Here is a 25,087-nt window from a genome sequence, read left to right as displayed (position 1 = left end):
ATTAGCAAAGTTGACCAAAGGCGATCCCTTCATGTCTCAAGCCTCGCAAGCCCGCACAGCCGATACTCAGACCCTAGGCAGCCCGGCCGAAATACGCCACGACTGGCGGCTCGAGGAAATCGAGGCGCTCTTCGCGCTCCCCTTCAACGACCTGCTGTACCGCGCCCAGCAGATACACCGCCGCCACTTCGACCCCAACGCCGTGCAGGTCTCCACCCTGCTGTCGATCAAGACCGGTGCCTGCCCCGAGGACTGCAAGTACTGCCCCCAATCCGGGCACTACAACACCGGCCTGGGCAAGGAAAAGCTGCTGGAGATCGACAAGGTCGTGGAACAGGCCCGGGCAGCCAAGTCCGCCGGCGCCAGCCGCTTCTGCATGGGGGCGGCCTGGAAGAGCCCCCGCGAGAAGGACCTGGACGTCGTGCTGGAGATGGTCAGCCGGGTCAAGGCGCTGGGGCTCGAGACCTGCATGACGCTGGGCATGCTCGACGGCGACCAGGCCGACCGCCTGGCCCGGGCGGGGCTCGACTACTACAACCATAACCTCGACACCTCCCCCGAGTACTATGGCGAGATCATCACCACGCGCACCTATTCCGACCGCCTGGAGACGCTCGACCAGGTGCGCGGGGCGGGCATGAAGGTCTGCTCGGGGGGCATACTGGGCATGGGCGAGGCCCCCCGCGACCGCGCCGCCCTGCTCCAGCAGCTGGTGCGCCTCGAGCCGCACCCCGAGTCGGTGCCGATCAACATGCTGGTCAAGGTCCCCGGCACCCCCCTGGAGAACGTCGAGGACCTCGACCCCATCGAGTTCATCCGGGCCATCGCCGTCGCGCGCATCCTGATGCCAAAAAGCCATGTGCGCCTCTCCGCCGGTCGCGAGCAGATGGATGACTCGACCCAGGCCCTGGCGTTTCTGGCCGGTGCCAACTCCATCTTCTACGGTGACCAGCTGCTGACCACCGCCAACCCCCAGGCGGAACGCGACAGGTCGTTGTTCACCCGGCTCGGCCTTCACCCGGAGCGCCGGGACACCTGTGCCGATGACGCTCACATTCAGGCCAGCGTGGAGGCCGACCTCGACCAGCAGGCGGCACACCGGGCCGCCGCCCGGGTGAGTGAGCTGGCCTATGATGCCGCCAGCGTTGAGCCATGACCCTTTGCGACTGGCCGAGCCACCTCGCCGAGCGCGCCCAGGCGTGCCGGGCAAGCCACCTGTGGCGACACCGCAACACGCGCCAGCCGGCGAGCCGGCGGCGCGACTTTGCCGGCAATGACTACCTGGGCCTCTCCCGGGACCCGCGACTGGCCGAGGCCATGGCGAAGGGGGCACGCGATTACGGCACCGGAGCCCGCGCCTCGCACCTCGTCAACGGGCATCTGGCGGTTCACGAGGCCCTCGAGCAGCGTCTCGCCGAGCTCACCGGGCGCCCCCGGGCACTGCTCTTCTCCACCGGCTACATGGCCAACCTGGGAGTGATCCAGGCGCTCTGCGACCCCCGGACGAGGGTCTTCCAGGACCGTCTCAACCACGCCTCGCTATTGGATGGTGCCAGGCTTTCCGGGGCCGTCTCCCGCCGCTTCCATCACCGCGACACCGCCGACCTGGAGCGACTCCTGGAGCGCAGCCCGGCCCGGCACCCCAGGCTGGTGGTGAGCGATGGCGTCTTCAGCATGGATGGCGATGTGGCCGATATTCCCGGGCTGGCCGCCACGGCGCGCCGCCACGCCGCCTGGTTGATGGTCGATGATGCCCACGGCCTGGGCGTGCTGGGCGAGCGAGGCGACGGCTGCGTGGGCCGGGCCTACGGCATCGATGAGGTCCCCGTGCTGGTAGGCACCCTGGGCAAGGCGCTGGGCACCGCCGGGGCCTTCGTCGCGGGTAGCGAGGCACTGATCGAGCACCTGATCCAGTTCGCACGCCCCTACACCTATACCACGGCCCAACCGCCCGGGGTGGCGGCCGCCTCCCTGGCCGCACTGGATCTCCTTGCCGAAGAGCCGGAACGGCGCGAGCGCCTGCATGCCTTGATCGCCCGCTTCCGGACGGCCGCCGAGCGCCTCGGACTCCCCCTGGTCGCCAGCACCACGCCGATCCAGCCCATCGTGCTCGGCGACAATGCCACCACCCTGGCCTGGGCCTCTCGACTCGCCGAGCGTGGCATCCAGGTCGGGGCCATTCGCGAGCCCACCGTGCCACGCGGCAAGGCTCGGCTGCGTATCACCCTCTCCGCCGCCCATGCCGACGATGATCTGGACGCCCTGATCGATGCCCTGGCCGAGTGCCGGGATACACACGCCGCGACAGGCGAGGATACGGCGACATGACCCGGCTGGTGCTGCTTTCCGGCTGGGGGATCGACGCGCGAATCTGGCGGCCCCTGGCGCCCCTGTGGCCGGCCGGAGTCACCGTCACCACACCCGACTGGCCGGGCTACGGTGGCCGGCCGGCGCTGGCGTCTCCCGGCGATCTCGAGGCCCTTGCCAGGGACGTTGCCGACGAACTCCCCCGGGACGCCGTCTGGGTCGGCTGGTCCCTGGGCGGGCTGCTGGCGGCCGCCCTGCTCGGCCTCGGGTCGACAACGCTGGTCCCGCCCCGGGGGCTGATCCTGATGGGCACGGGCCCAGGCTTTTGCCACCCAGAGGGGGTAACGCAGGAGGAATTGGCGGTCTTTCGTCGCGCCTTCGACCGCGACCCCGTCGCGACACTGACACACTTTCGGCGCTGGATGCTGCGCGGCGAGACGCGCCCCAGAGACGCGTACCGACGCCTTCTCGACCTGCTCGGGGAGGGACCTCCCCCCGACGCGGCCACCCTTGCCGCCGGGCTACAGTGGCTTGCCGAACTCGACAACGGCCACTGCCTGGCCGAGCCCCCCTGCCCGGTGCGCTACCTGTCGGGAACCCATGACCCCCTGCTGCCCGAGAGACGCCGCCACGGCGCCGACCGGCGCATCGACGGCGCCGGTCACTGCCCCATGCTGTCGCGTCCCGACACCCTGGTGACGCACCTGGTCGAGCTCGCCCGGGAGTGCCTGGAGAGTCGCGCCGCCGCCAACCCCGAGGGGCACGCATGAGTTCACCGGCCTTGCGCCACGAGGCGGCCCCCGACGGCTGGCGACAACGCGTATCCCACGCCTTTTCCCGCGCCGCCATCGACTACGAACGCCTGGCGACGGCACAGCGAGTCATGGGCGACGCTCTCTGGGCCCGGCTACCCCGGGAAGCGATGCATATCCTCGACCTGGGGTGTGGCCCAGGCGGCTGGAGCCAAAGCCTGGCCGAGCATTACGCGTCCGGTGCCCGGGTTATCGGCCTCGACCTGGCCCCGGGAATGCTGGACGTCGCCCGCCGTGATCGAGGCGACGGGGTGCACTGGGTCTGCGGTGACGCCACCGCCCTGCCGCTGGCCAGTGCCGGCCTGGATCTGGTGTTTTCCAACCTGGCGCTGCAGTGGTGTCCCGACCTCGACGCCGCACTGGCCGAGCTCCACCGCACGTTGCGCCCCGGCGGTCGCGCCCTGATCAACACCCTCGGCCCCGAGACCCTGGCCGAGGTCGGCTACGCCTGGCAGCGCCCCGGGCGGCGCACCGCCCTGCTCGACTTTCGCCGCCCCGAGCACTATCGCGAGGCCGCCTGCCGGGCGGGGTTCCGGCGAGTCTCGGTAGACGCCTCCCGGCCGAGGTTCCACTACCCGAACATGACCGCGGTCATGGCCTCCATCAAGGGCGTCGGCGCCCAGGCCTCACGCCCCGGGGGCCACCTGACCCGGGCCGACCTTGTCCGCGCATCACAGCGCTACGAACGCCTGCGCGAGCCCGAGGGGCTGCCTGTCACCTATCACCTACTGACGCTGGAGCTCGAACGCTAATATGGCCGCCCTCCTGGTTACTGGCAGCGACACCGACGCCGGCAAGACCCTGATCACATCCGGCCTGCTGGCCCTGGCACGCCGCCAGGGCCTGTCGACCCTGGGCCTCAAGCCCGTCGCCTCGGGCAGCGACCCCACCGATGCAGGCTTGCGCAACTCGGACGCCCTGGCCTTACAGGCCCACAGCCACCCCCCGGTGCCCTACACCACGGTCAACCCCCATGCCTTCGCGCCGGCAATCGCGCCTCACCTGGCCGCGCGAGAGGTCGGCATCACGCTGACGCTCGACGCCTTGAGCGAGAGCCTGCGCGAGGGGCTGGCCCTGGACCGGGACCTGACGCTGCTGGAAGGCGCCGGCGGCTGGCGGGTACCACTGAACGAACGGGAAGACCTCGCCGACCTGGCGACGCATCTGGGGCTACCGGTGATCCTGGTGGTTGGCCTCCGGCTGGGCTGCATCAACCACGCCCGCCTGACGGCCGAGGCCATACGCGCCGATGGCCTGCGCCTCGCCGGCTGGGCGGGCAGCCTCGTCGATTCGTCATTCGGCCTGGATGAGGCCCTTTACCGTGACAACCTGGCGACCCTGGAGCGCACCCTCGATGCCCCCTGCCTGGGTATCGTCCCCCATCTTCCCGCCGGCGAGATGGCTACAGCCGCGGCGGATTATCTGGTGTTGCCCGAGAGCTGAATACTGGATGAAAGCATGGTTCGTGAAATCATTCGGGCACAATCACAACGCGCCGCCTATCGGCCCGACGATGTATTCAACGAATAATGTTTCCGGGGCATCGCAGACAAGAGTGCTGCGATAATAGAAGGGAAAATCTGCGCCTTGCGTGTCTCACCTGCCATCAATAAACCAGGACATGGGGCGAGAGCGAGTGCAAGAGCCGAGATGGTGCGTCGGGTGGGACTCGAACCCACACACCCGAAGGCACGAGGACCTAAACCTCGCGTGTCTACCAATTCCACCACCGACGCATTCGAGGGTTGTCCACCTTCGAAGGAGCCGTATATTGCCAGCGAAACCCAACGACCGCAAGAGCGATCGACCCATACCACCGCCAGGGAAAGACACCCCAAACCTCAGTAAACATTTTATTTTAAATAAGTTTACAATAGGCCAGTTTCCACGTCCCAACAGGAATCTTGATGTCCTTATCTCCTCTTTGGCACCCCTACGCCCATCTCAAGACTCAGCAACCGGCGCCCAAGGTAGTCGGCGGCGAAGGCCCGAGCTTCCGGCTGGAAAGCGGCGAGACCCTGCTCGACGCCACCTGCTCCTGGTGGTGCATGATCCATGGGTATCGCCACCCGCGGCTGGTAGGCGCCATCCAGCAGCAGGCCGACACGCTCTGTCATGTCATGCTCGGCGGCCTGACCCATGATCCCGCCGACCGCCTGGCCCGCGAGCTGGTGCGTATCACGCCCCCGGGCCTCAACCATGTGTTCTTTTCCGACAGCGGTTCGGTGGGCATGGAAGTGGCCATGAAGATGGCCGTACAGTTCCACCAGCTTCGCGGCAAGAGCCGCAAGCACCGCATGCTGTCATTGATGAAGGCCTACCACGGCGACACCGCCGGCTGCATGGCGGTGTGCGACCCCGAAGAAGGCATGCATTCCCTGTTCGCCGGCTACCTGCCCCGCCATCATTTCGCCCCGGCGCCAACGGCCCCCTTCGATGCCGCCCCCGACGCGGTAGCGGTGGACCTGGCCAATCTGCGCAAGGTACTGGAACGCCATCACGAGGAGATCGCGGCCCTCCTGGTCGAGCCGCTGCTGCAGGCCGCGGGGGGACTGAACATGACGTCGCCTCACTATCTGCGGGGGGCCCGGGCGCTATGCGACGAGTTCGACGTGCTGCTGGTATTCGACGAGGTGGCCACGGGCTTCGGACGCACCGGGCGAATGTTTGCCGCCGACCATGCCGATGTCACCCCGGACATGATGGTGCTATCCAAGGGACTCACGGGGGGCTATCTGGGACACGCGGCGACACTCGCCACCACCCGGGTACATGACGCCTTCGTGGGCGACTCGCCTGAGCATGCCTTCATGCATGGCCCCACCTTCATGGGCAATCCGCTGGCCTGCGCGGTAGCGCTGGAGAGCCTGGCGGTGTTTGAAGAGGAGGACTACCTGGGTCGCATCGCCGCTCTCAGTGAGGTGCTGCGCCGGGAACTGCTCGAAGACGAGCAACTGAACGAGCATCCGGCGGTAGCGGATGTACGCGTGCTGGGCGCCACCGCGGTGATTGAAACCCACGACGCATCCGCACTGGATGGCGTGGCAGACTGGGCGCGGGAACAGGGCATCTGGCTGCGCCCCATCGGCCGCTGGCTCTATACCATGCCCGCCTATGTCACCTCGGAAGCACAAATTCGGCAGATTACCGAGGTCATGAAGGGCTGGTTCCGATAGACTCTGCGTGCAACGAAAACAACGCGAGACTACCGAGATGAAGAAGGCGCTGATCGCTCTGACGGCTTTCCTGAGCATTGCCGCTCATGCGGACACCCCGGCACCCAGCGACGACAGCGATCTGCCGGAGTGGGCAGAGAAGCAAATCGGCCCCTTCCACGCCACCATGACCGACTGGGTGGATGGCACCTCGCGCAGCATCGACGGTTTCTTCGGCACCACCGATGCCCTGACGGTGGATTCCGACTCCTACCTGCGCATCAGCCAGGAGCTCGCCTGGAAAGAGGGGGAAGAGTTTGACCAGGACCTGGGCGTGCGCTTCCGCCTCGACCTGCCGACCACCGAAGAGCGCCTGCGCCTGATCATCGAAAGCGAACCGGACGAGACACGCGGCACGCTCGACGAGCAGGAGTCATCGCTGGCCGATGATCGGGGCAACAGCATCGAGGATGTGCTGGTCGGGCTGCGCCATCTGGGGGAAGGCGACAGGACCCGGGAATGGGATACCGAGCTGGGTGCCGGCATCAAGGTCCGTCTGCCCCTCGACCCCTATGCGCGCCTCTCTACCCAGCGGCTATGGACCCTGAATGACGGCCCCTGGAAACTGCATAGCGACAATCGCTTTTCCTGGTTCAACGAGGACGGCTTTTCCGCGCGTACCCGCTGGGACCTCGGTCGCCTGGTGGACGAGAAACGCCACCTGCGCTTCATCAGCAATGCCCAGTGGCGTGAAGAAGTCGACACCCTGGAGTTCCGTCAGGTCGCCGAACTCAACCAGCGCGTCAACAGTCGCAGTGTGCTGCGCTACTCCGCCGCGGTGCTGGGCGAGGGCCTCTCCCATGCCACCATCGAGGATAGCTATCTGCAGCTGCGCTTCCGCCGCGATATCCACAAGGGCTTCACCTTCCTGGACGTCGCACCGGCACTTCACTTTCCTCGTGACGTCGACCGCGAGCCCCGCTGGGCGCTCACCCTGCGGGTCGAAATGTACTTCCGCCGCTTTATCGACCGCGTCACTCTCTGACCGCCTCCCACTGCGGCGCGCCCTGTGCCGGGCCGCCAGGGCCCCGGTGTCCCGGCGCGTCAGCGGCGCTCCGAGTCTTCCTCCAGCGCCCGGCAGAGCGCTTCATCGGTGACCTCCTGCCCCCAGCCGTTGGCATGCACCAGCTCCGCCAGGGGCAGCCGCTGACGCCAGCCCTTACGAGCCAGCTCCGGTTCATCCAGAAATTCGCTGACGTAGCCGATGCACAGATAGGCAAGTGGGTAGACGTGTTCCGGCAAGCCCAGCGCCGCGGCCAGCTCGTCCTGATCGAGAATGCTGACCCAGCCCACGCCGATGCCCTCGGCACGCGCGGCCAGCCAGAGGTTCTGGACCGCCAGGCAGCTGCTGAACAGGTCCGTGTCGACGATGCTGGTACGCCCCAGTACCGGGCCGCCGCCGCGGCGGCGATCGCAGGTAATGCAGAGATTGAGGGGGCTTTCGAGGATGCCTTCAAGCTTCAGGCTACGGTAGCGCTGCTGGCGCTCTCCGGAGAACTGCTGCGCCCCCTTCTCATTTTCCCGGGTAAAGATAGCGTGCACCCGCCGACGCACCTCGAGACTGTCGATCAAGAGGAAGTCCCAGGGCTGCATGAAGCCCACCGAGGGCGCGCGATGGGCCGCATCCAGCAGTCGGTGCAGTATCGACGGCGGCACCGGGTCCGGCAGGAAGTGCGAACGCACGTCCCGGCGCTCATGGATGGCACGATAAAGCCCCCTCTTTTCCGTGGCGGAGAAGGGCGTATTGGGATCATGCATGGTTCACTCCTCTCCGCTTGTCCAGCGGTACGAAAACGGGGGCCCCATCGATCTCGGCGCTCGCCAACCGCTGACCGTAGAGACGCTCCATCGCCTCGGGCACCAGCATGTCCCGGGCCGGTCCCCAGCACGCCTCTCCGTCCGGATAGAGCAGCAGCAGGTGATCGCACCAGCGAGCGGCCAGGTTAAGGTCATGCAGACACATCATCACCGCCCGCCCCTCTCTCGCCTGCTCGGCGAGCAGCGCCATTACCGACGCCTGATGGCGCAGGTCCAGGTGGTTGGTAGGCTCGTCGGCGAGCCAGATCGCCGGTGCCTGGGTCAGCACCGTGGCAATGGCCAGCCGCTGGCGCTCGCCGCCGGAAAGCGTGCTCACCAGGCGTTCGGCCAGGTGCGCCACATCGAGTCGCTCGAGCGCCGCCTCGGCCAGGCGCCGGTCCTCGCTGTCCTCCATCTGCCAGGCGGAAAGCCAGGGATGACGGCCGATCAGCGCCGTCTCGAGCACCGTGGCGGGAAAGCCATCGTGGCGTTCCTGAAAGATCAGCCCCAGGCGTCTCGCTACGTCGCGTCGACGCAGCGAGGCAAGCGATGCCTCGCCCAGACATACCGCGCCTGCCCGAGGCGGTCTCAGCCCCGCCAGGGTATGCAGCAGCGTGGTCTTGCCGGCCCCGTTGGGACCCAGCACGCCCCAGACCTGTCCCGACTCGACCGCCAGGTCGAGGACCCTGCCATCCTCGCGCCCCGGCACATCGATCACCAGATGGCGGGCCTCCAGGGGTGGCGTCGCATGGTCGATCATCAGGACTCCCGATAGAGCAGGTAAAGGAAGGTCGGCACACCGAGCAATGCGGTGATCACCCCCACCGGCAACTGCTCCGGCGCGATCACCGTGCGGGCCAGCGTATCGGCGACTACCAACAGGGTGCCACCGGCCAGCGCGGAGGCCGGCAGGATCAGTCGCTGATCGTTACCCAGCGCCAGGCGCAGCATATGCGGCACCACCAGGCCCACGAAGCCGATGCTGCCCGCACCGGTCACCGCCGCCGCGGTCAGCAGGCTGGCGGCCAGATAGAGCCCCCATTCCAGGCGTCGCACCGCGACCCCCAGGGCGGCGGCCTGTAGCGGCCCCCGCGCCAGCACATTGAGGTGGCGCCCCAGGGGCACCACCAGCAGACAGGCACCCAACAGCAGCGCCAAAAGCGGCCAGGGCGTGCCGGCATGGGCGAGATCCCCCATCAGCCAGTAAAGCATGCCGGGCAGGCGCTCGACGGGGCTGACCGACAGCATCAGGGTAATCACCGCCCCCCAGCCGGCCGCCACCACCACGCCGGTCAGCAGCAGCCGCGAGGGCGTCCAGCCGCCGCGCCCGTGGGCCAGCCCGAACACCAGCAGGGTCGACACCAGGGCCCCCACGAAGGCGGAGCCGGAGACCATCAGCCCCCCGACGCCCGCCAGCATGGCCATCAGTGCCCCCACTGCGGCCCCGCCGGAGAGACCCAGCACATAGGGGTCGGCCAGGGGGTTGCGCAGCAATACCTGCATCAGTGCCCCGGCCACGGCGAGCAGCCCGCCCACCGCAAAGGCGGCGAGTGAGCGCGGCAGTCGCAACTCGAGGATCAGGGTACGCGAGAGGCCTTCGCCCACGCCGCCCAGGGCGGCCAGGATCTCGCCAGGCGGCAGCGTCACGCTGCCCAGCGCCACGGACAGCGCCAGAGCCGCCAGGGCGGCGAGTGACAACAGGCCCAGGGGGCGAAGCAGCGCAATCACTCCTGCCTCTCCCCAAGCCGCTCCCGGGCCTGGTCGAGCTGCTTGCAGACCATACCGGTGCCCTCCAGCAGCCGCGGCGTCGGCCGTTGAATCAGCGACGGCGGCACGAAGAAGAGGTTGTCCTTGGCAACGGCGGTGAGAGATGGATAGCCACGCCAGTGTTCCAGCCAGTCGCGATTGTCTTCCCCTCTGCCACCGGCGAGGATCACCTCGGGGTTCGCCGCCAGCAGCGCCTCCTCGTCGAGGCGCGGCGCCAGGCGCTCGAGCTCGCCGAAGACATTGGTACCCCCGCATAGCCGCAGTACCTGGCCGATCCAGTGCCGGTCGTTGATGGTCATCAGCGGCTCGTCCCAGACCTGGTAGAAGACCGAGACCGGCTCGGCCCGGGCATGACGCTCGGCCAGCGCCGCCATTTCCCGGCGGAAACGCTCGGCCTCGGCCTCTCCCGTTTCCCGGGTATCGGCGAAGCGTGCCAGCTGCTCGATCGTGGTGCCTATTTCGGCAACGGTGCGTGGCTCGATATAGAACACCGCCATGCCCAGCGCCTCCAGGCGCTCGAGCTGTTCGGCGGGGTTGCCGGTGACCCAGCCAATCACCAGATCAGGGTCGAGCGTCAGCAGACGCTCCAGATCGAGGCGGCCATGACTGCCGACTCGAGGAATCTTCAGGGCATCGGGCGGATAGTCGCTGTACTCGACCGCCGCCACCACCCGCTCGCCCGCACCGGCGGCGAAGGCGAGCTCGGTGGCTCCCGGTGACAGCGTGGCGATGCGCGAGGCGGGCCTTTCCAGGCATATCTCGCGATCCAGGGCATCGACCACGCATATTTCATCCTGGGCCTGCGCCGCCGCCAGGGGCAGCAGCGCAAGGCCGGCCAGAAGTAGCCGAGAAAGCCGTCTCGTGATCACGGTCCGAAGTGCACGCTCAGGAAAGCCGCACGGCCGGCGTTGATGTAGTCCTTCGCGGTCTCGTACTCCTTGTCCAGGGCGTTTTCGACGGTCACACGGGCCGACCACATCGGGGCAAACGTCCAGCCGGCACGCAAATTGACGATGCCGTAACCTGCTACACGCTCCTGACTAAACCCATCAATTCGATCGCTTTGCGCCAGCCATGACGCACCAATATCAAAATCCGAGATTGAGCGGTCTAGATCAAGCCTGATACTGCGTTTGGCTATGTTCGGAAGCCTGTCGCCAGAATCAGAGTCTTCAGCGTCCGTATAGGTTAGCGCTGCTTGCAATGCCCAACCAGCGATATCTGTACCGGCCGAAAGTTCAGCACCCTTTATCTCAGCGCTATCAACATTGTCAACTGATTTTCCTACAGATACGATCTTGTTATCAATATCAGTCTGGTAAACGACGAAGTCCCAAAAATAGCTACTGTACTGTCCGCGAACACCAACCTCTACGGAAGACGATGTTTCCGCCTTCAAGTCAGGATTACCCTCAAACGTAAACCCAAAACCATAATCGGTATAAGGAAAATAGAGATCATTAAAGCTAGGTGCTCTGAATGCCGTACCATAGCTAGCCCTCAGAGTATGATAAGTATCTAACTCGTACCCCAAAGCCAAACTTCCCGTCACTTCGTCACCGAATGCCTCGTTGCTGTCGTGTCGGAGGCTAGCCTGAAGCGACACAGGCGAAAAATCGAACAACCCTTGGGCGAACACTGCCGAATTGTAACGACTCTCGATGTCGTACGCCCCACTCCCCGTATCACTTCCGTCAACGCTGTCTTCAGTATGCTCGGCACCAATAACCAGTTCATGACCGGAAAGGTAGAAAGTATTCTCCAAGCGCGCTGTTTGAGTCTCTGTCAGGTAGGCATCGCTATAAGCAGGTGTAACCTGCTCGTCCTTTGCATCGCTCAATGTCAACCGGCTGTGAAAATTTTCCGATATCGATATTTCACCATAGACGCCAAGGGTTTGCTGAACGAAGTCAGTTTCCCCACCATCAAATTCTGTGGCACCTTTACTACGCAGTGCAAGTAGACCTACCTCGGCACTGTTATCAAATGTATGGGAAAGCCGCACCAGGCCGTTGGTATTATCGTACCCCTTGTCGTCACCATCACGCCGCACCGGCACGCCCTCGGTATCGAAGCGGCTGGCGGCAAAGTAATAACGGGTGCCGCCCTCGGCCCCGGAGAGACTGGCGCTGTAGCGCTGGGTGTCGAAGGAGCCGCCGCCGAAGGAGAGGCTCGGTGTCGGCTCGCCCTCTTCGCCTTCCGGCGTAAACAACTGGACCACGCCCCCCATGGCATCGGCGCCATAGAGGCTGCCGCGGGGGCCGCGCACGATTTCGGCGCGCTCGAACATGCGCGGATCGAGAAATTGCCAGGAGGCCCCACCAAGAGTTGCGGAGCGTAGGCGGATTCCATCGATCATCAGCAGGCTCTGGCTGCTGGACGTGCCCCGAATGGAAACACTGCTGGTCTTGCCGAAGCTGCCGTTGGTATTAACATCCACCCCCGGCTGGCCGCGAAAGAGATCGGTCAGGCTGGTGGGGTCCTGGCGGCGCAGGGTGGCCTCGTCCAGCAGCGTTACCGAGGAGAGGCTTTCATCGGCGGTGCGCGGCGCCAGGGCCGCCGTGACCACCATGGGATTGAGCGCCTGGGGCTCGCCGGTCTCGGCGGCCTGGGGCTCTGCGGCCTGCACGGCCAGGGGAAGAGTGGCCAGTGCGAAGGTCGCCAGGCCACGCGTTGCGTGTGTCGTGTTCATTTCTGTCCCTTGCTTACCGTACTCACCCGCACGGTATCCTGCTTCTTTTTTAGGGCCGGCACAGAGGACAGAAGGAAGGGGGACGGCGCAAAAGGGTGCGGTCGATGCCCTGCCTGTTGACCACCCTCCGCGGTCCGGCATGCGCTCTCGGGCCGGTCTCCGGACTGACGAGCGAGGGCCAGGCGCGATGCCTGCGGCCCTGCTGAACCACCGCCTTCCCATGCCGATTGGCACAGTGGCGCACCCGTTGAAGGTAGTGGCGGCTCTTGACTCGATCACCGTTGCGGGGGCAGCGTCGGAGTGGCGGGCAGAAGAACACCGCGCACCGACTTCCCGTTTACCTGGCGGCACTCACTCCGCCAGCACCTGAGAGTGCGCGTAAGCTACCAACCCCTACCAGAAGCGTCAACGCGGTCCAGTCGTCTGGCCAGGCCATGGCGTACATGCCACACCGGCGTGCAGCGCGACGCCACCTCCTGGGCCAGCCAGCCGTTGAGGTCGCGCAGCCGGCGCGCCTCGGGTGCCATGGGCACGATGCCGCGCCCCATCTCGTCAAGGATCAGCACGAGCTCGAGGCCCTGGCGACGTTGCGCCGCCGCCAGGGCCTCGAGCAGGGCTCGCCAGCTCGCCCGCACGCCGTCGTCGTGGTCCTCGGCCAGGGTGGCAGAAAGCCAGGCGGCCCAGCCGGTAATCACCAGGGTCGCCCCCATGGGCACCTCGTCGAGCCAGTCCGCAACACCCTGCCCCGGCGCCAGCCGGTGCCAGCGTGCTTCTGGAAAGCGCTCGTCGACTAGGTCGCTTCGCCCGGAACAGGCACCGCCGATGAAGCACTGCATCGCCAGGCTCCTCCCTGGTGAATGAATGTGAAATGCCGCCCCTGGGCCTGGCCGACAACGCCCTCCCAGAAGTCGACGGCCTCCAGGCGACGACGTAGCTCGCGGATCACCCCGCCGTGGCTCACCGCCAGCACATGGCGTCGATCCTCGGCCTGTGACAGGACATCGTCGAGCCAGGCAGAGAGCCTTTCCCAGAGCATGTCGGCCGACTCACCGCCGGGCGGTGCCTGCATTCCGGCACTATCGATCCAGGCCCGATAGCTCGGATCGTCCTTGAGCTCATCCCAGCGGCGTCCCTCGTAATCACCGAAGTCCAGCTCACGCAGGCGCGGGTCGAACAACGCCGAGGCATCGCGACCCGGCTGCACATGGGCCAGGGTCTGACGACAGCGCGCCAGGTCGCTGCAATGGATGGCATCGAACTCGGCGCCGGCCAGGTGTTCGCGCAGCCGGTCCATGTCCGGCACGGCATCGGGTAGCAGGAGCGGGATGTCGCGCTGCCCCTGATAGCGTCGTTCAAGGTTCCAGGGCGTCACGCCATGCCGAACCACCACAAGCTCCAGGCGCCGAGCAGCAACCATAGTTCTCCCCCCTCGATGGCGGCACCGGCGATATCGCCGTTGATGCCGGAAAAGGCCCTGACCATGAACAGGCCATAAAGACATAGAAAGATCAGCAGAAGCCCAAGCAGCCAGACGCCGCCGGGCACGAAGCCGAAGATGGCCACCAACGGCAACAGCGACAGGGCCAGGTCGCGATATTCAAGATGTTGCCGCCAGGTCCAGGCCAGCCCTTCGCGCCGCGCCAGGGGCGCCAGGCGCAGCAGAACCAGCGCACCGAAGCGGGCCAGGGCCGGCAGTGCCACCCATAACCAGGGACTGACCCCGGCCTCGAGCAGCGCCCACAGCAGCACCCCCTTCCAGGCCAGGAGGAAGACGAGCGCCAGGATGGCGAAGCTGCCCACCTGGCTGTCCTTCATGATCGCCCAGCGCCGCTCCAGGGGCGCATTGCTGCCCAGGGCATCGGCCAGGTCCATGACGCCATCGAGGTGTAGCCCTCCACTGAGGGCCACCCACAGGCTGAGCAGGGCCAGGGCCAGCAGCGGCGTGGGAAGCGCTTGTCCGAAGACGGCCAGCCCCGCCAGGACGGCGCCGATCAGCAGGCCCACCAGGGGATAGCAACGCAGTGCCCAGCGACAGGTGCCGGCATGCCAGGGGCAGGCGATCGGCAGGGGTATCCGGGTCAGGAACTGCAGGGCCAGTATCAGGCCGTAGAGGGCCTCCTTCATCGCAGTGCCTCCGTATCGCCCTCACCGGCGGGCACGCCGTCGGCGTTCTTCCAGTCGATCGCCATGCCCGCCACCACCTCGATCACCCTGTCCGCCTCTCGAGCCAGCCGGCGATGCAATCGCTGGAGGAAGGCAAGATAGCGCCAGGTTTCGGCATCGGTGGGCGGCGGCTCCTCGTTGAGGTCGTTGGAGACCACCACCAGGGCAATATCACGCGTTCGAGCCATCTCGACCACCCGGCCCAGCATCGCCTCCCCGTCGGCCTCCCGGCCGCCGCCGGCGTAGAGCCACTGGCTGGCCCAGAGAGTCAGGCAGTCCAGCAGCACGCTGTCCCCCTCGGCCACCTCGGCCAGGGCGGCGTCCAGCGCCAGGGGCGCCTCGAGGGTGCGCCAACCGGAGTCTCGTTCGCGTCGGTGGCGCGCGATACGCGCCGCCATCTCGGCGTCTGCGGCTCGGGCCGTGGCGAGATAGACGAGCTCCCCGCCGCGGGAGCGATGCCACGCGCCGGCCAGCGCCTCGGCGTGATGACTCTTGCCGGAGCGGGCTCCGCCGCCGACGAAGGCGATCATGGCGTACCCTCCCCGGCTTCAAGCACCTCGGCCAGGGCCGACAGCAGGCGCTTGTTGGACGCGGCATCCCCCAGGGCCAGGCGCAACCAACCGCCGTCGAGGCCCATGAAGGATTCGGTATGGCGCACCAGCACGCCACGACGAAGCAGCGCCGGCAACAGCCGACGCGTCGCCTCACGCCCCCCCGGATGACGCACCAGGAAGAAGTTGGCTCGGCTGGGCATGACCTCCAGGCCCAGGGCAGCGAGACCCGTCTGCAGCCGAGGCCGCTCGGTGACGAGCCACGCCTCGGTGCGTTCGGCGAACTCACGATCGGCGAGCAGCGGCGCCACCAATGACGCCGCCAGGCCGTTGACACTCCAGGCGGGCTGGCAGGCCCCGGCATCGCATACCGTCTCGCGGGCGGCCAGCAGATAGCCCAGGCGCAACCCGGGCAGCGTAAAGCGCTTGGTCAAGGAGCGCAGCAGGATCAAGTGCTCGAAGCGACTCAACAGCGGCGTCAACGCCTCGTTCGCCGCCTGCCCGCCGTCACTGCCCACGAAGTCGATAAAGGCCTCATCCACCACCACCCGACAGCCGCGCTCGGCGGTGAGTTCGAGCAGCCGCTCCACCCGCGCTCGCGACACCAGGGTGCCGGTGGGGTTGTTGGGTCGGCACAGGAAGATCAGCCGCGCCTCGCCCAGCGCGTCGACCACCGCCTCGGGGTCGAAACGAAAGTCCGGCGGTTCGAGGCCGAGGTGAATGACCGGCAGGCCATGAGCCGTGCAGGCGCGCGCATATTCGGCAAAGGTGGGCTCGACGATGGCCACGGGGGTGCCCGGATGCTCCCGGGCATGGAGGGCGGCGGCCAGGGTGATCGCCTCGGCGCCACCGTTGGTCAGCAATACCCCCTCGGGCGCCACGCCATCCTCGGCGGCGATTGCCGCACGCGCGTCACGATAGTCGGGATCGGGATAGCGAGCCAGCGCCTCGGCCCCACCCTGCAGGCGGGCCGCCAACCAGCCGGGGAGCCAGGTCGGCGGCCCCAGGGGGTTGAGATTGGCGCTGGCATCCAGCAGCGGCATGTCGTCCGCCAGCCCGAAGCGGGCCAGCAGCGGCGCCGGCTGCCCGCCGTGGAGCGGCCACTCTTGCGAGCTCATGTCAGGACCTCCTTCAACAGGATGACCACGGCCGGAAGCGCCAGGAAGACGAGCCAACCACCATGCATCAAGCGAAGCGCTGCCGGGATATGTCGGGCACCGAGGGATTCATGTGGCGAGCCGAGTCGAGCCCGCTCGGAGCGCTTCCCGCGGTAGTGGTTGTTGCCGCCCAGCTGGACGCCCAGCAGGTGCGCCACCATGGCCTCGGGCCAGCCACTGTTGGGACTGGGATGGCGTGGCGCTTCTCGACGGGTCGCAACCAGTGCCCCCGGCGTGCGCTGAGCGCTCCTCAGCCGGGCGCCGAGCCATAGTGTCAGGGCGGTCAGGCGCGCCGGCAGCCAGTTGGCCATGTCATCGAGCCGGGCCGAGGCCCGGCCAAAGTCGATATAGCGCTCGCTGCGATAACCCACCATGGAGTCGAGGGTATTGATGGCCTTGTAGGCCAGCGCCAGGGGCGCACCGCCGAGCAGGGCGAAGAGCAGCGGCGCGGTGATGCCATCCACGGTGTTCTCGGCCACGGTTTCCACCGTGCCACGAGCGATCTCGGCGGCGTCCAGTTCGGCGGTATCGCGCCCGACGATCATGGAAAGCGCCCGGCGGGCACTGGCCAGGTCGCCATCCGCCAGCGGCACGGCCACTGCCAGGGCGGCATCGCGAAGGCCTCGAATCGCCAGGCAGCAGGCCAATAGCCACCCCTCGGCCAGCCATCCCAGCCAGGGGTGGAGTCGCGCCAGCGCAGCGATGGTCAGCCAGGCCAGGCCCCCGGTGCCCAACACCACCAGTGCCGTCATCAAGGCCCCCTTGCGCCGGCGGCTCAGCGGGCTGCCCTGGTTCCAGGCGCCTTCCAGGCGAGCGATCACCGCCCCCATGCCCACCACCGGATGCGGCAGGCGACGCGGATCACCGACCAGCAGGTCGAGGCCCACGGCGGCGAGCACCAGACCCAGCATGGCAAGGGAGAACGGCTCAGCCATGGGGCACCGCCCGCTGCTCGGCGTCTCGGCGCCATTCCCGGGACGCCAGCAGGGCCTCTCGTGTGGCGCGATATACCACCAGACCCAGTTCGCGCCCCAGGCGCGTGCCGGAACCCGCGTAGGGCGTCTGCGCCCCAGTCTGGGTCGCGGCAATGGCCAGGCAGTCGGTGGAAGTACCACTGGCCGGGGTGCCGCTGTGGGGGTCATGCACCTCCAACGACTGGAGGGCGCGTACCTTGGCTTCGCTGGCGGACAGACAGGCGTTGACCATGGCGCCGTCGGTAAGGCAGCCATCGAGAAACACCAGGGTATTGATGGTGCCTACCGGCCGTGGATCACCTTCCAGGGGGGCGGTGATGTCCACGGCGTTGCCCGCTCCCGCCGTTACCGCCGCCAGAATGCCATCGCCTTCCACCACCGCCAGGTGTTCGAGACGCACCGCGGTCATCATGGCCATGGCCTCCCCCGAGGGGATGCGACGAGCCTCGAGCCAGGTCGCCAGATCCCTGGCCGGCGCATGGCCAGCGTAGTCCTTGTCGACATGAAAGTTGCAGTAATGGCGTCGCCAGCCGAAGCCGCCGCCCACCAGGGCACTGCTCAATGTCCAGAGGGGGCGCGGGGTCGTCAGCTGTACGCACCCCTCATCCACGGCCAGCGTCAGCCCGGGCCCAAAGGCGAGTCGGGAACCCCCTGACATCATGAGGACGTGTCGATCCCGGCATCGCCGAAGGTGGCCATCCCTTCCAGCAGGCGGCAGGCCGAGTCGAGCAGCGGGAAGGCCAGGGCGGCGCCGGTCCCTTCGCCGAGGCGCAGCTCGAAGTCGAGCAGCGGCCGGGCATCGAGGGCCTGCAGTGCCAGTTCATGTCCCGGCTCCCGGGAACGATGACCGAAGATCAGATACTCACGCAGGCCGGGGCACAGTCGACGGGCCACCAGGGCGGCCACGGTGGCAATAAAGCCATCCACCAGCAGTGGCAGGCGCTGTTTCGCTCCCCCCAGAAACGCCCCGGCCATGGCGGCGATTTCCAGCCCACCCACCGCGGCCAGGGCCCCCAGCGGGTCATCCGGATCCGGCTGACGCGCGTCCAGGGCACGCTCGATCACCGCCTGCTTGTGGGCAACACCGGCGCTATCGATACCGGTCCCGACCCCGACCAGCCTCGCGACCGGCCTACCGGTCAGCGCGGCCAGCAAGGCACTGCTCGCCGTGGTGTTGGCGATCCCCATTTCGCCGATGATCAAGCAGCGACAACCGGCGGTGGCGGCACGCTGGGCGGCACGCTCGCCCGCCGCCATGGCCTGCAAGGCGTCGTCTCGCGTCATGACGTCGTCTTCCAGCATATTGGCGGTACCGGCGCGCACCTTCTCGTTCACCAGCAGCGGATGACGGGCCACCGCCTCGGGCAAGGGCGTCGCGACCCCCACGTCGATGACTTCCAGGTGCGCCGCGTGCTGTTGCGCGAAGACATTGATGGCGGCGCCACCGGCGGTGAAGTTGGCCACCATCTGGGCGGTGACCGCCTGGGGAAACGCCGAGACTCCTTCGGCGGCCACGCCGTGATCGGCGGCAAACACCAGCATGGCGGGCGGGGCGACCCGCGGTATCGACTGCCCCTGGATGGCCGCCAACTCCACGGCCAGGCGCTCCAGGCGCCCCAGGCTGCCGGGGGGCTTGGTGAGCTGGTCGAGGCGTTGCACGGCACGCTCGGCGGCGATGCTATCGAGCTGGGGTAGACGGACGGGAAACATGCTGAATGAGCCTCACCTGGCAGAGACATTCGGTCTGAGCCGACCATCTTACCAGAACGCTCGTTGGGGGCGACGGCTCCTCTCGTCGGAGCAGCCTCCAGCGGCCATCCGGCAACCACCACAAGAGGCACGCTCTTTATATTTAAATAACTAAATTTAAAAAGACTTTGAATGAATTCAGCTCACGTCCAGGCGAAAAGACTTCATTAGTTGGGGAGGCAAGGGGCTGCCAGAATGACTCTCGATTCCTCAATGACGACACCCCCACCTCGGAGAACCTGACTCATGCCACAAGACCCGATTACCCAGCGACTCGACCAGGGCCCCCTCATCTGTGCCGAAGGCTTTCTGTTCGAACTTGAACGGCGCGGCTATCTCTCCGCCGGCGAGTTCGTGCCCGAAGTGGCACTATTGCGACCGGACGCCCTGGAGGCCCTGCACCGCGATTTCCAGCATGCCGGCTCGGATATCGTTCAGGCCTTCACCTACAACGGCCACCGCGAGAAAATGCGGGTGATCGGCAAGGAAGAACTGCTGGAGCCCCTGAACCGGGCCGCGCTCAAGATTGCGCGCAAGGTGGCCGATGAGCAGGCGGGCAACCTGATGGCCGGCAATATTTCCAACAGCAACGTCTGGGACCCGGAAGACCCGGCATCCCAGCGAAGCGTACGGGCCATGTTCGACGAAATGGTGCAATGGGCCGTCGAGGAAGGCGCCGACTTCATCATCGGCGAAACCTTCTACTATGCTGGCGAGGCCCAGGCAGCACTGGAGGCGATCAAGGCCAGGGGACTGCCTGCCGTAATCACCCTGGCGCCGATGGCCGAGAATCGCATGATCGATGGCCCCGGCATCGTGGAAACCTGTGTCGCACTCGAGAAGAACGGCGCTAGCGTTGTGGGCCTCAACTGCTTCAGGGGCCCCGATACCATGCTGCCCTGGATCCAGCAGATTCGCGAGGCGGTCTCCTGCCATGTCGCGGCGCTGCCGGTGACCTTTCGTACCACCGAGCAGGAATCGACCTTTTTCAATCTTTCCGACAACCAGGGTTGCGGCTGCCCGTCTCCCCACGGACGCCCCTTCCCGACCGCCTTGGACCCCTTGTTCTGCAATCGCTATGAAATAGGCGCCTTCGCTCGCGAGGTTTACGACGGCGGGGTTCATTATCTCGGGGTGTGCTGTGGGGCATCACCGATGCATATTCGTGAAGTGGCCATGGCCGTTGGCCGTGAACCCGAAGCCGCCCGGTTTGCCGAGCGGATGGAGAACCACTTCATGTACGGTACCCACGACCGCCTGCCAAGCCACATCACCGCTCTTGGCGAAAGAGCCTGACAAACGGATACAGGCCTCTCAGGCGCCATGCAGGCGGCGGTGCAGCTCGCGAATTCGCTCGGCGAAGGCCGGCACCGGCCCCTCGACCCATGCGCCCGGCACCACTGTCTGGATGGGCAGCGGTGCCACCGGCGCCGGGGCGACCGCCATCTCCTTCAGCCAGCTGCCGAGCTGCTCCGACGAGCTGGCGTAGACGATACGCCCGAGCCCCGCCCAGCCATGGGCCGCGGCACACATGGGGCAGTGCTCACCTGAGGTGTACACGGTGGCGGCCGCTCGTTCTTCGGGGGAGAGTCGCTCTGCCGCCCAGCGTGCCAGGAAGAACTCGGGATGGCGGGTGGCATCGCCGCCAACCACATGGTTATGGTCCTCCGCCAGCACCTCGCCGGCCCCACTCACCAGCACCGAGGCGAAGGGTTCATCCCCCGCCTCCAGCGCCTTCTCCGCCAGCACCACACAGCGCTCCAGATGGGCCATATCGGTATCGTCGATCATCCGTCCTTTCCTCCCTTATCGAGTGGTACTCGGCCTCCTGACCTCTATCAGACGGCCCGCCCATCAACGGGTGCCGGGTCCTGCTCGAGGCGCTCCTGCTCCTGGCGATTCTGCTCGCCGGTCTTTTCCAACGCCGGCAGGACAAGCACCCGGCACGGCGCGTTGACCGACACATACTCCACCGTAGCACGGCGCAGGGGCCAGGAGCTGGCGCCACGTGACACCAGCATTATCAGGTCGGCACCCAGCTGCCCCGCCAGGCCCACCAGCCTTTCGCCGGCGCTGCCCGCCACCACATGCAGCCTCGCGTTGTGATTCAAGGGCAGGTATTTACGCACCAGCAGGTCGAGGGTCTCCCGGACCTCGGCCTCCTTCTGCTCCGGCGCATCACCCGCCACATGGGGGAAGAATCCCCCGCCTCCCGGACTGAAGACACTGGCCAGGTGAAGCTCACCCCCCTCGGCCAACAGATCCATGGCAGCCCCCAGGGCGCATTTGCCTTCGCCGTCATCCTTCGGATCAATGGCGATCAACACTTTCTGGTACATGACCGACCTCCTGTTGGGTTTGGGTGCTGGCCTCCACCTCGGGAAAGGCCCTGCCCTTGACCAGTTCACTCACACTGTAGCCCCGGTAATCGGCTCGCAGCGATCTGAAGAGCGCTACCGCCATGAACACCAGGAGAATGCAGAACGGCAGGCCCAGGGAGGTGATGACGTTTTGCAGGGCATCCAGCCCACCGGCCAGCAGCAGTGTCGCGGCAATCATCCCCTGGGCCGCCGCCCAGAAGATGCGCTGGCGAACCAGGGAGGGTTGGTCATCCCGGCGCGTCAGCATATCGATCACCAGGGAGGCGGAATCGGAAGAGGTGGTGAAGAAGATCACGATAATGACCACGCTCAGCGTCGACGCCGCCCCCGCCAGCGGGAAGGACTGCAGAAAGGAAAAGATCGCGACCGAGGGGTCCTGCAGAACCTGCTCGGCCAGGGCCAGCTGGCCGTTCATCTCTACCTGGATGGCCGATAGGCCGAAGATACCGAACCACACCAGCGTAAAGGCCGTCGGGGCAAACAGCACACCCCCGACAAATTCGCGAATGGTCCGTCCGCGAGATATCCGGGCGATGAAGATACCGACATACGGTGCCCAGGATATGGTCCAGGCCCAGTAGAACAGGGTCCACTGTCGCTGCCAGTCGCTGTCCTTGAAGGTCTCGGTCCAGAAGGCGAGCCACGGCAAGGCGTCGAAATAATCCCCCAGGCCCTGGACCATGCCCTCGGCGATGAACACCGTGGGGCCGGCAATCAGCACGAAGGCAAGCAATGCCATGGCCAGCACGATATTGAGCTGGGACAGCCGGCGCACGCCCTTGTCCAGGCCCAACGCCACCGAGGTGGCGGCGATGCTGGTGATGACGGCAATCAAGATGACCTGGACCAGGCCGGTTGAAGGTATACCCAACAGGTAGGTCAGCCCGCTGTTCAGCTGCAGTGTCCCCAGGCCCAGGGAGGTTGCCACGCCGAACAGGGTACCGAGTACGGCAATCACGTCTACCGCCCAGCCCAGGGGTCCGAAAGCACGATCACCGAGCAGTGGATAGAACAGGCTGCTGATACGCATGGGCAGATTGTGGCGATAGGCAAAGTAGCCGATCGCCAGGCCCGGCAAGGCAAAGATGGTCCAGGTATGCAGGCCGAAATGGTAGAGCGCGATCATCATGGCGTCGCCAGCGGCGCGCTCCGAGCCCGGTTCCACGCCATCAAACGGCGGATTGGCAAAGTGGGAAACGGGTTCCGCCACGCCCCAGAACATCAGGATGGTGCCGATGCCGGCGGCGAACAGCATGGTGAACCAGGTCAGGTTGGAGTAGTCGGGACGACTATCATCGGCACCCAGGCGAATATTGCCATAGCGGCTGACCGCGATGGCCAGCAGGAAGATCAGCAAGGCGCTGACGGAGAGAATGTAGAACCAGCCCAGGTTACGTGCGACCCAGCCGGTGAGCTGCCCGAAACTGTCGGCAACCGCCTCGTCAAACGGAATGGCCAGGGCCACAAAGAGTGCCGCAATCCCGGCCGAGGTAAAAAACACCCCCGGTATGGTCTGCAGTCCCAACCAGCGTTGCAGCCGATCCAGCACATTGGCCTCCGTTGCTAAAGGAAAGACAACTCAAGGCCTTACGTTACCACAGGCGCGAAAGGAAAGGCGGCGAGGTTGCCCCCGCCGCCCGGCGATCGTTTGTGCTCGACAAGCGTTGGATCAGATTTCGAAGCCCAGGCCGAAGTCTTCGGGGCTGGTCGCCATCAGCGATTCGGCACCCGCCTCGAGGGCGCCCTTGTGGGCCTGGGTGCGCGGCAGCAGGCGCTGGTAGAAGAAACGCGCGGTATCCAGCTTGGCGCGGTAGAAGGGCGCCTCGTCGGTGCCCTCGTCGAGTGCGACGCGGGCCTGCCTGGCGGCACGGGCGAACAGGTAGGCCAGGGTCACATAGCCCGAATACATCAGGTAGTCGACGCTGGCCGCCCCGACCTCTTCACGGTCGGTCATGGCCTTCATGCCGATAGCCATGGTCATCTCGCCCCACTCCTGGTTGAGCTTGGCCAGCGGGCGAACGAACTCGGCGAGCTCGGCATTGCCCTCCTCGGCCTGGCAGAACTTGTGGATCTCCCGGGTGAAGGCCTTGAGGCTCTCGCCCTGACTCATCAGCACCTTGCGGCCCAACAGGTCGAGGGCCTGGATGCCGGTCGTGCCCTCGTAGAGGCGAGTGATGCGCGCATCGCGCACCAGCTGCTCCATGCCCCATTCCTGGATGAAGCCATGCCCGCCGAATACCTGCACACCCTCGTTGACCGCCTCGAAGCCCGTCTCGGTAAGGAAGGCCTTGACGATGGGCGTCAGCAGGCCCAGCAGGGTCTCGGCACGCTCCTTCTCGCCGGCATCGGTGCCGTGCTCGACGACATCGATCATCTGCGCGGTATAGAGCGTCAGCATCCGCCCACCCTCGGCGAAGGCCTTCTGGGTCAGCAGCATGCGGCGGACATCGGGATGAACGATGATGGGATCGGCCGCCTTGTCGGGGGCCTGGGTACCGGAAAGCCCGCGCATCTGGAGGCGATCGCGGGCATAGGCCAGCGCATTCTGGAAGCTCGCCTCGGTCAGGCCCAGCCCCTGAATGCCCACCCCGATGCGGGCGGCGTTCATCATGGTGAACATGCAGGCCAGGCCCTTGTTGGGCGCCCCCACCAGGAAGCCCTTGGCGGCGTCGAAGTTCATCACGCAGGTCGCGTTGCCGTGGATGCCCATCTTGTGCTCCAGGGAACCGCATACCACGCCGTTACGCTCACCCGGCTCGCCCGTCTCGGTGGGCAAGTACTTAGGCACCACAAACAGCGAGATACCCTTGGAGCCTTCCGGGGCATCCGGAAGCTTGGCCAGCACCAGGTGGACGATGTTCTCGGCCAGGTCATGCTCGCCGGCGGAGATAAAGATCTTGGTGCCGGTGATCTCATAGGCATCGTCGGCACTCGGCACCGCACGCGTCTTGATCAGGCCCAGGTCGGTGCCACAGTGGGGTTCGGTCAGGCACATGGTGCCGGTCCAGGTGCCCTCCACCAGCTTGGTCAGATAGGTGGCCTGCTGAGCCTCGGTGCCGTGATGGCGCAGCGCATCGGCGGCGCCGTGAGAGAGCCCCGGATACATGCCCCAGGCCAGGTTGGTAGAGCAGATCATCTCGTTGAGTACCATGGCCAACGAGTGGGGAAGACCCTGGCCGCCATGCGCGGGATCGGCGGCCAGGCTCGGCCAGCCACCCGCCACGTACTGGGCGTAGGCCTCCTTGAAGCCCCTGGGTGCCTTTACCTCGCCGCCCTCCAGCAGGCAGCCCTCACGGTCACCGCTCTGGTTCAGCGGCAGCAGCACCTCGCGGGAGAAGCGGGCGCCCTCCTCCAGAATGGCGGCGACGACATCCGGGCTCGCCTCTTCACCGCCGGGCAGGCTGGCGTAGTGGGCCGGGAAGTCCAGCATTTCATCCATCACGAAGCGAAGGTCACGCAGGGGGGCCTGATAATCGGGCATCTCGTCTCTCCTGGAAATCGGGCGCGCCTGGGAATCGGACG

Annotated in this window: 25 protein-coding genes, 1 tRNA gene and 1 riboswitch; of the genes, 8 read left to right on the top strand and 18 right to left on the bottom strand. The window is 66.4% G+C overall.

Going from position 1 to position 25,087, the window contains the following annotated elements:
• Positions 1–31 precede the first annotated feature (31 nt).
• The 5 genes from bioB to bioD are packed head-to-tail and all read left to right on the top strand — an operon-like array spanning position 32 to position 4,562.
• Positions 32–1,156: a biotin synthase BioB gene (bioB, locus tag Q358_RS0115520; protein WP_027962806.1), complete on the top strand. Its 1,125-nt coding sequence runs from the start codon at positions 32–34 to the stop codon at positions 1,154–1,156.
• Entirely contained in the window at positions 1,153–2,328 is a 1,176-nt protein-coding gene (gene bioF / locus Q358_RS0115515) for an 8-amino-7-oxononanoate synthase (protein ID WP_027962805.1), read from the top strand. The genes bioB and bioF overlap by 4 nt, the downstream gene beginning before the upstream one ends.
• On the top strand, positions 2,325–3,077 hold the full coding sequence (locus Q358_RS17795; protein WP_051530456.1) for an alpha/beta fold hydrolase: 753 nt from the start codon (positions 2,325–2,327) through the stop codon (positions 3,075–3,077). Before bioF ends, Q358_RS17795 begins: the two co-directional genes overlap by 4 nt.
• Positions 3,074–3,871: a methyltransferase domain-containing protein gene (locus tag Q358_RS0115505; protein ID WP_027962804.1), complete on the top strand. Its 798-nt coding sequence runs from the start codon at positions 3,074–3,076 to the stop codon at positions 3,869–3,871. Before Q358_RS17795 ends, Q358_RS0115505 begins: the two co-directional genes overlap by 4 nt.
• 1 nt (position 3,872) lies before the next feature.
• Entirely contained in the window at positions 3,873–4,562 is a 690-nt protein-coding gene (gene bioD, locus Q358_RS0115500; RefSeq protein WP_027962803.1) for a dethiobiotin synthase, read from the top strand.
• A gap of 208 nt (positions 4,563–4,770) precedes the next feature.
• On the opposite strand, the gene Q358_RS0115495 is transcribed toward bioD, so the two are convergent.
• Positions 4,771–4,855: transfer RNA gene (locus Q358_RS0115495), tRNA-Leu, on the bottom strand.
• Between the two features lie 171 nt (positions 4,856–5,026).
• Between Q358_RS0115495 and bioA the strand changes: the two genes are divergently transcribed.
• Together bioA and Q358_RS0115485 are read left to right on the top strand one after the other, a co-directional pair.
• On the top strand, positions 5,027–6,295 hold the full coding sequence (bioA, locus tag Q358_RS0115490) for an adenosylmethionine--8-amino-7-oxononanoate transaminase (protein WP_027962802.1): 1,269 nt from the start codon (positions 5,027–5,029) through the stop codon (positions 6,293–6,295).
• A gap of 7 nt (positions 6,296–6,302) precedes the next feature.
• Positions 6,303–7,319 (top strand): hypothetical protein, encoded by a 1,017-nt coding sequence (locus tag Q358_RS0115485; protein WP_245598341.1) that lies wholly within the window; start codon positions 6,303–6,305, stop codon positions 7,317–7,319.
• Between the two features lie 59 nt (positions 7,320–7,378).
• Here the strand turns inward: Q358_RS0115485 and bluB are convergent, their stop codons facing one another.
• The 13 genes from bluB to cobT all read right to left on the bottom strand — a co-directional run bounded on the left by bluB (position 7,379) and on the right by cobT (position 19,145).
• Positions 7,379–8,092, bottom strand: coding sequence for a 5,6-dimethylbenzimidazole synthase (gene bluB, locus Q358_RS0115480; protein ID WP_027962800.1), 714 nt, complete (start codon positions 8,090–8,092; stop codon positions 7,379–7,381).
• Positions 8,085–8,891, bottom strand: coding sequence for an ABC transporter ATP-binding protein (locus Q358_RS0115475; RefSeq protein ID WP_027962799.1), 807 nt, complete (start codon positions 8,889–8,891; stop codon positions 8,085–8,087). Before Q358_RS0115475 ends, bluB begins: the two co-directional genes overlap by 8 nt.
• Positions 8,891–9,859: a FecCD family ABC transporter permease gene (locus tag Q358_RS0115470; protein ID WP_211248347.1), complete on the bottom strand. Its 969-nt coding sequence runs from the start codon at positions 9,857–9,859 to the stop codon at positions 8,891–8,893. The genes Q358_RS0115475 and Q358_RS0115470 overlap by 1 nt, the downstream gene beginning before the upstream one ends.
• Positions 9,856–10,764 carry a cobalamin-binding protein gene (locus tag Q358_RS0115465; protein ID WP_425402565.1) on the bottom strand — a complete coding sequence of 303 codons (909 nt, stop codon included), beginning with the start codon at positions 10,762–10,764 and terminating at the stop codon, positions 9,856–9,858. The genes Q358_RS0115470 and Q358_RS0115465 overlap by 4 nt, the downstream gene beginning before the upstream one ends.
• Positions 10,764–12,590 carry a TonB-dependent receptor domain-containing protein gene (locus Q358_RS0115460; protein ID WP_027962796.1) on the bottom strand — a complete coding sequence of 609 codons (1,827 nt, stop codon included), beginning with the start codon at positions 12,588–12,590 and terminating at the stop codon, positions 10,764–10,766. The genes Q358_RS0115465 and Q358_RS0115460 overlap by 1 nt, the downstream gene beginning before the upstream one ends.
• Positions 12,591–12,723: 133 nt before the next feature.
• A riboswitch (cobalamin riboswitch) is annotated at positions 12,724–12,975 on the bottom strand.
• Entirely contained in the window at positions 12,974–13,426 is a 453-nt protein-coding gene (locus Q358_RS0115455; RefSeq protein ID WP_027962795.1) for a bifunctional adenosylcobinamide kinase/adenosylcobinamide-phosphate guanylyltransferase, read from the bottom strand. (Overlaps the previous riboswitch by 2 nt.)
• Complete coding sequence (locus tag Q358_RS0115450; RefSeq protein WP_027962794.1) at positions 13,381–14,007, bottom strand: histidine phosphatase family protein; 627 nt, start codon at positions 14,005–14,007, stop codon at positions 13,381–13,383. The genes Q358_RS0115455 and Q358_RS0115450 overlap by 46 nt, the downstream gene beginning before the upstream one ends.
• A complete protein-coding gene (locus Q358_RS0115445) occupies positions 13,959–14,714 on the bottom strand; it encodes an adenosylcobinamide-GDP ribazoletransferase (protein ID WP_027962793.1) in 756 nt (251 codons plus the stop codon). Before Q358_RS0115445 ends, Q358_RS0115450 begins: the two co-directional genes overlap by 49 nt.
• On the bottom strand, positions 14,711–15,283 hold the full coding sequence (locus tag Q358_RS17790; RefSeq protein WP_043488581.1) for a bifunctional adenosylcobinamide kinase/adenosylcobinamide-phosphate guanylyltransferase: 573 nt from the start codon (positions 15,281–15,283) through the stop codon (positions 14,711–14,713). Before Q358_RS17790 ends, Q358_RS0115445 begins: the two co-directional genes overlap by 4 nt.
• On the bottom strand, positions 15,280–16,422 hold the full coding sequence (gene cobD / locus Q358_RS0115435; RefSeq protein WP_027962792.1) for a threonine-phosphate decarboxylase CobD: 1,143 nt from the start codon (positions 16,420–16,422) through the stop codon (positions 15,280–15,282). The genes Q358_RS17790 and cobD overlap by 4 nt, the downstream gene beginning before the upstream one ends.
• Positions 16,419–17,396 (bottom strand): adenosylcobinamide-phosphate synthase CbiB, encoded by a 978-nt coding sequence (gene cbiB, locus Q358_RS0115430; protein ID WP_027962791.1) that lies wholly within the window; start codon positions 17,394–17,396, stop codon positions 16,419–16,421. Before cbiB ends, cobD begins: the two co-directional genes overlap by 4 nt.
• Positions 17,389–18,096, bottom strand: coding sequence for an adenosylcobinamide amidohydrolase (locus Q358_RS17785; protein WP_245598340.1), 708 nt, complete (start codon positions 18,094–18,096; stop codon positions 17,389–17,391). Before Q358_RS17785 ends, cbiB begins: the two co-directional genes overlap by 8 nt.
• The gene (cobT, locus tag Q358_RS0115420) at positions 18,093–19,145 is read right to left on the bottom strand and encodes a nicotinate-nucleotide--dimethylbenzimidazole phosphoribosyltransferase (protein ID WP_027962790.1); all 1,053 of its coding nucleotides are present in this window, start codon (positions 19,143–19,145) and stop codon (positions 18,093–18,095) included. Before cobT ends, Q358_RS17785 begins: the two co-directional genes overlap by 4 nt.
• Before the next feature lie 285 nt (positions 19,146–19,430).
• Between cobT and Q358_RS0115415 the strand changes: the two genes are divergently transcribed.
• Positions 19,431–20,480: a homocysteine S-methyltransferase family protein gene (locus Q358_RS0115415; protein WP_027962789.1), complete on the top strand. Its 1,050-nt coding sequence runs from the start codon at positions 19,431–19,433 to the stop codon at positions 20,478–20,480.
• Positions 20,481–20,498: 18 nt separating this feature from the next.
• Here Q358_RS0115415 and Q358_RS0115410 read toward each other — a convergent pair whose 3' ends face one another.
• From Q358_RS0115410 to Q358_RS0115395, 4 genes are all read right to left on the bottom strand, one after another.
• A complete protein-coding gene (locus Q358_RS0115410; protein WP_027962788.1) occupies positions 20,499–20,975 on the bottom strand; it encodes a nucleoside deaminase in 477 nt (158 codons plus the stop codon).
• Positions 20,976–21,022: 47 nt separating this feature from the next.
• A complete protein-coding gene (locus tag Q358_RS17780) occupies positions 21,023–21,523 on the bottom strand; it encodes a universal stress protein (protein ID WP_084286603.1) in 501 nt (166 codons plus the stop codon).
• Positions 21,495–23,114 (bottom strand): BCCT family transporter, encoded by a 1,620-nt coding sequence (locus Q358_RS0115400; protein ID WP_027962787.1) that lies wholly within the window; start codon positions 23,112–23,114, stop codon positions 21,495–21,497. The genes Q358_RS17780 and Q358_RS0115400 overlap by 29 nt, the downstream gene beginning before the upstream one ends.
• Positions 23,115–23,234: 120 nt before the next feature.
• A complete protein-coding gene (locus Q358_RS0115395; RefSeq protein WP_027962786.1) occupies positions 23,235–25,046 on the bottom strand; it encodes an acyl-CoA dehydrogenase C-terminal domain-containing protein in 1,812 nt (603 codons plus the stop codon).
• Between the last annotated feature and the right edge of the window lie 41 nt (positions 25,047–25,087).

It is taken from the genome of Halomonas halodenitrificans DSM 735 (assembly GCF_000620045.1).
In the GTDB taxonomy this organism is placed as follows: Bacteria; Pseudomonadota; Gammaproteobacteria; order Pseudomonadales; family Halomonadaceae; genus Halomonas; species Halomonas halodenitrificans.
Note: the sequence above shows the minus strand (reverse complement) of the source record. Positions and strands in the feature narration are given on the sequence as shown.

Bases quoted from the DNA above. Each gene is read 5' to 3' on its own strand.
- bioB (WP_027962806.1), top strand. From the start codon at position 32: ATGTCTCAAGCCTCGCAAGCCCGCACAGCCGATACTCAGACCCTAGGC.
- bioF (WP_027962805.1), top strand. From the start codon at position 1,153: ATGACCCTTTGCGACTGGCCGAGCCACCTCGCCGAGCGCGCCCAGGCG.
- Q358_RS17795 (WP_051530456.1), top strand. From the start codon at position 2,325: ATGACCCGGCTGGTGCTGCTTTCCGGCTGGGGGATCGACGCGCGAATC.
- Q358_RS0115505 (WP_027962804.1), top strand. From the start codon at position 3,074: ATGAGTTCACCGGCCTTGCGCCACGAGGCGGCCCCCGACGGCTGGCGA.
- bioD (WP_027962803.1), top strand. From the start codon at position 3,873: ATGGCCGCCCTCCTGGTTACTGGCAGCGACACCGACGCCGGCAAGACC.
- bioA (WP_027962802.1), top strand. From the start codon at position 5,027: ATGTCCTTATCTCCTCTTTGGCACCCCTACGCCCATCTCAAGACTCAG.
- bluB (WP_027962800.1), bottom strand. From the start codon at position 8,092: ATGCATGATCCCAATACGCCCTTCTCCGCCACGGAAAAGAGGGGGCTT.
- Q358_RS0115475 (WP_027962799.1), bottom strand. From the start codon at position 8,891: ATGATCGACCATGCGACGCCACCCCTGGAGGCCCGCCATCTGGTGATC.
- Q358_RS0115460 (WP_027962796.1), bottom strand. From the start codon at position 12,590: ATGAACACGACACACGCAACGCGTGGCCTGGCGACCTTCGCACTGGCC.
- Q358_RS0115455 (WP_027962795.1), bottom strand. From the start codon at position 13,426: ATGCAGTGCTTCATCGGCGGTGCCTGTTCCGGGCGAAGCGACCTAGTC.
- Q358_RS0115450 (WP_027962794.1), bottom strand. From the start codon at position 14,007: ATGGTTGCTGCTCGGCGCCTGGAGCTTGTGGTGGTTCGGCATGGCGTG.
- Q358_RS0115445 (WP_027962793.1), bottom strand. From the start codon at position 14,714: ATGAAGGAGGCCCTCTACGGCCTGATACTGGCCCTGCAGTTCCTGACC.
- Q358_RS17790 (WP_043488581.1), bottom strand. From the start codon at position 15,283: ATGATCGCCTTCGTCGGCGGCGGAGCCCGCTCCGGCAAGAGTCATCAC.
- cobD (WP_027962792.1), bottom strand. From the start codon at position 16,422: ATGAGCTCGCAAGAGTGGCCGCTCCACGGCGGGCAGCCGGCGCCGCTG.
- cbiB (WP_027962791.1), bottom strand. From the start codon at position 17,396: ATGGCTGAGCCGTTCTCCCTTGCCATGCTGGGTCTGGTGCTCGCCGCC.
- Q358_RS17785 (WP_245598340.1), bottom strand. From the start codon at position 18,096: ATGATGTCAGGGGGTTCCCGACTCGCCTTTGGGCCCGGGCTGACGCTG.
- cobT (WP_027962790.1), bottom strand. From the start codon at position 19,145: ATGTTTCCCGTCCGTCTACCCCAGCTCGATAGCATCGCCGCCGAGCGT.
- Q358_RS0115415 (WP_027962789.1), top strand. From the start codon at position 19,431: ATGCCACAAGACCCGATTACCCAGCGACTCGACCAGGGCCCCCTCATC.
- Q358_RS0115410 (WP_027962788.1), bottom strand. From the start codon at position 20,975: ATGATCGACGATACCGATATGGCCCATCTGGAGCGCTGTGTGGTGCTG.
- Q358_RS17780 (WP_084286603.1), bottom strand. From the start codon at position 21,523: ATGTACCAGAAAGTGTTGATCGCCATTGATCCGAAGGATGACGGCGAA.
- Q358_RS0115395 (WP_027962786.1), bottom strand. From the start codon at position 25,046: ATGCCCGATTATCAGGCCCCCCTGCGTGACCTTCGCTTCGTGATGGAT.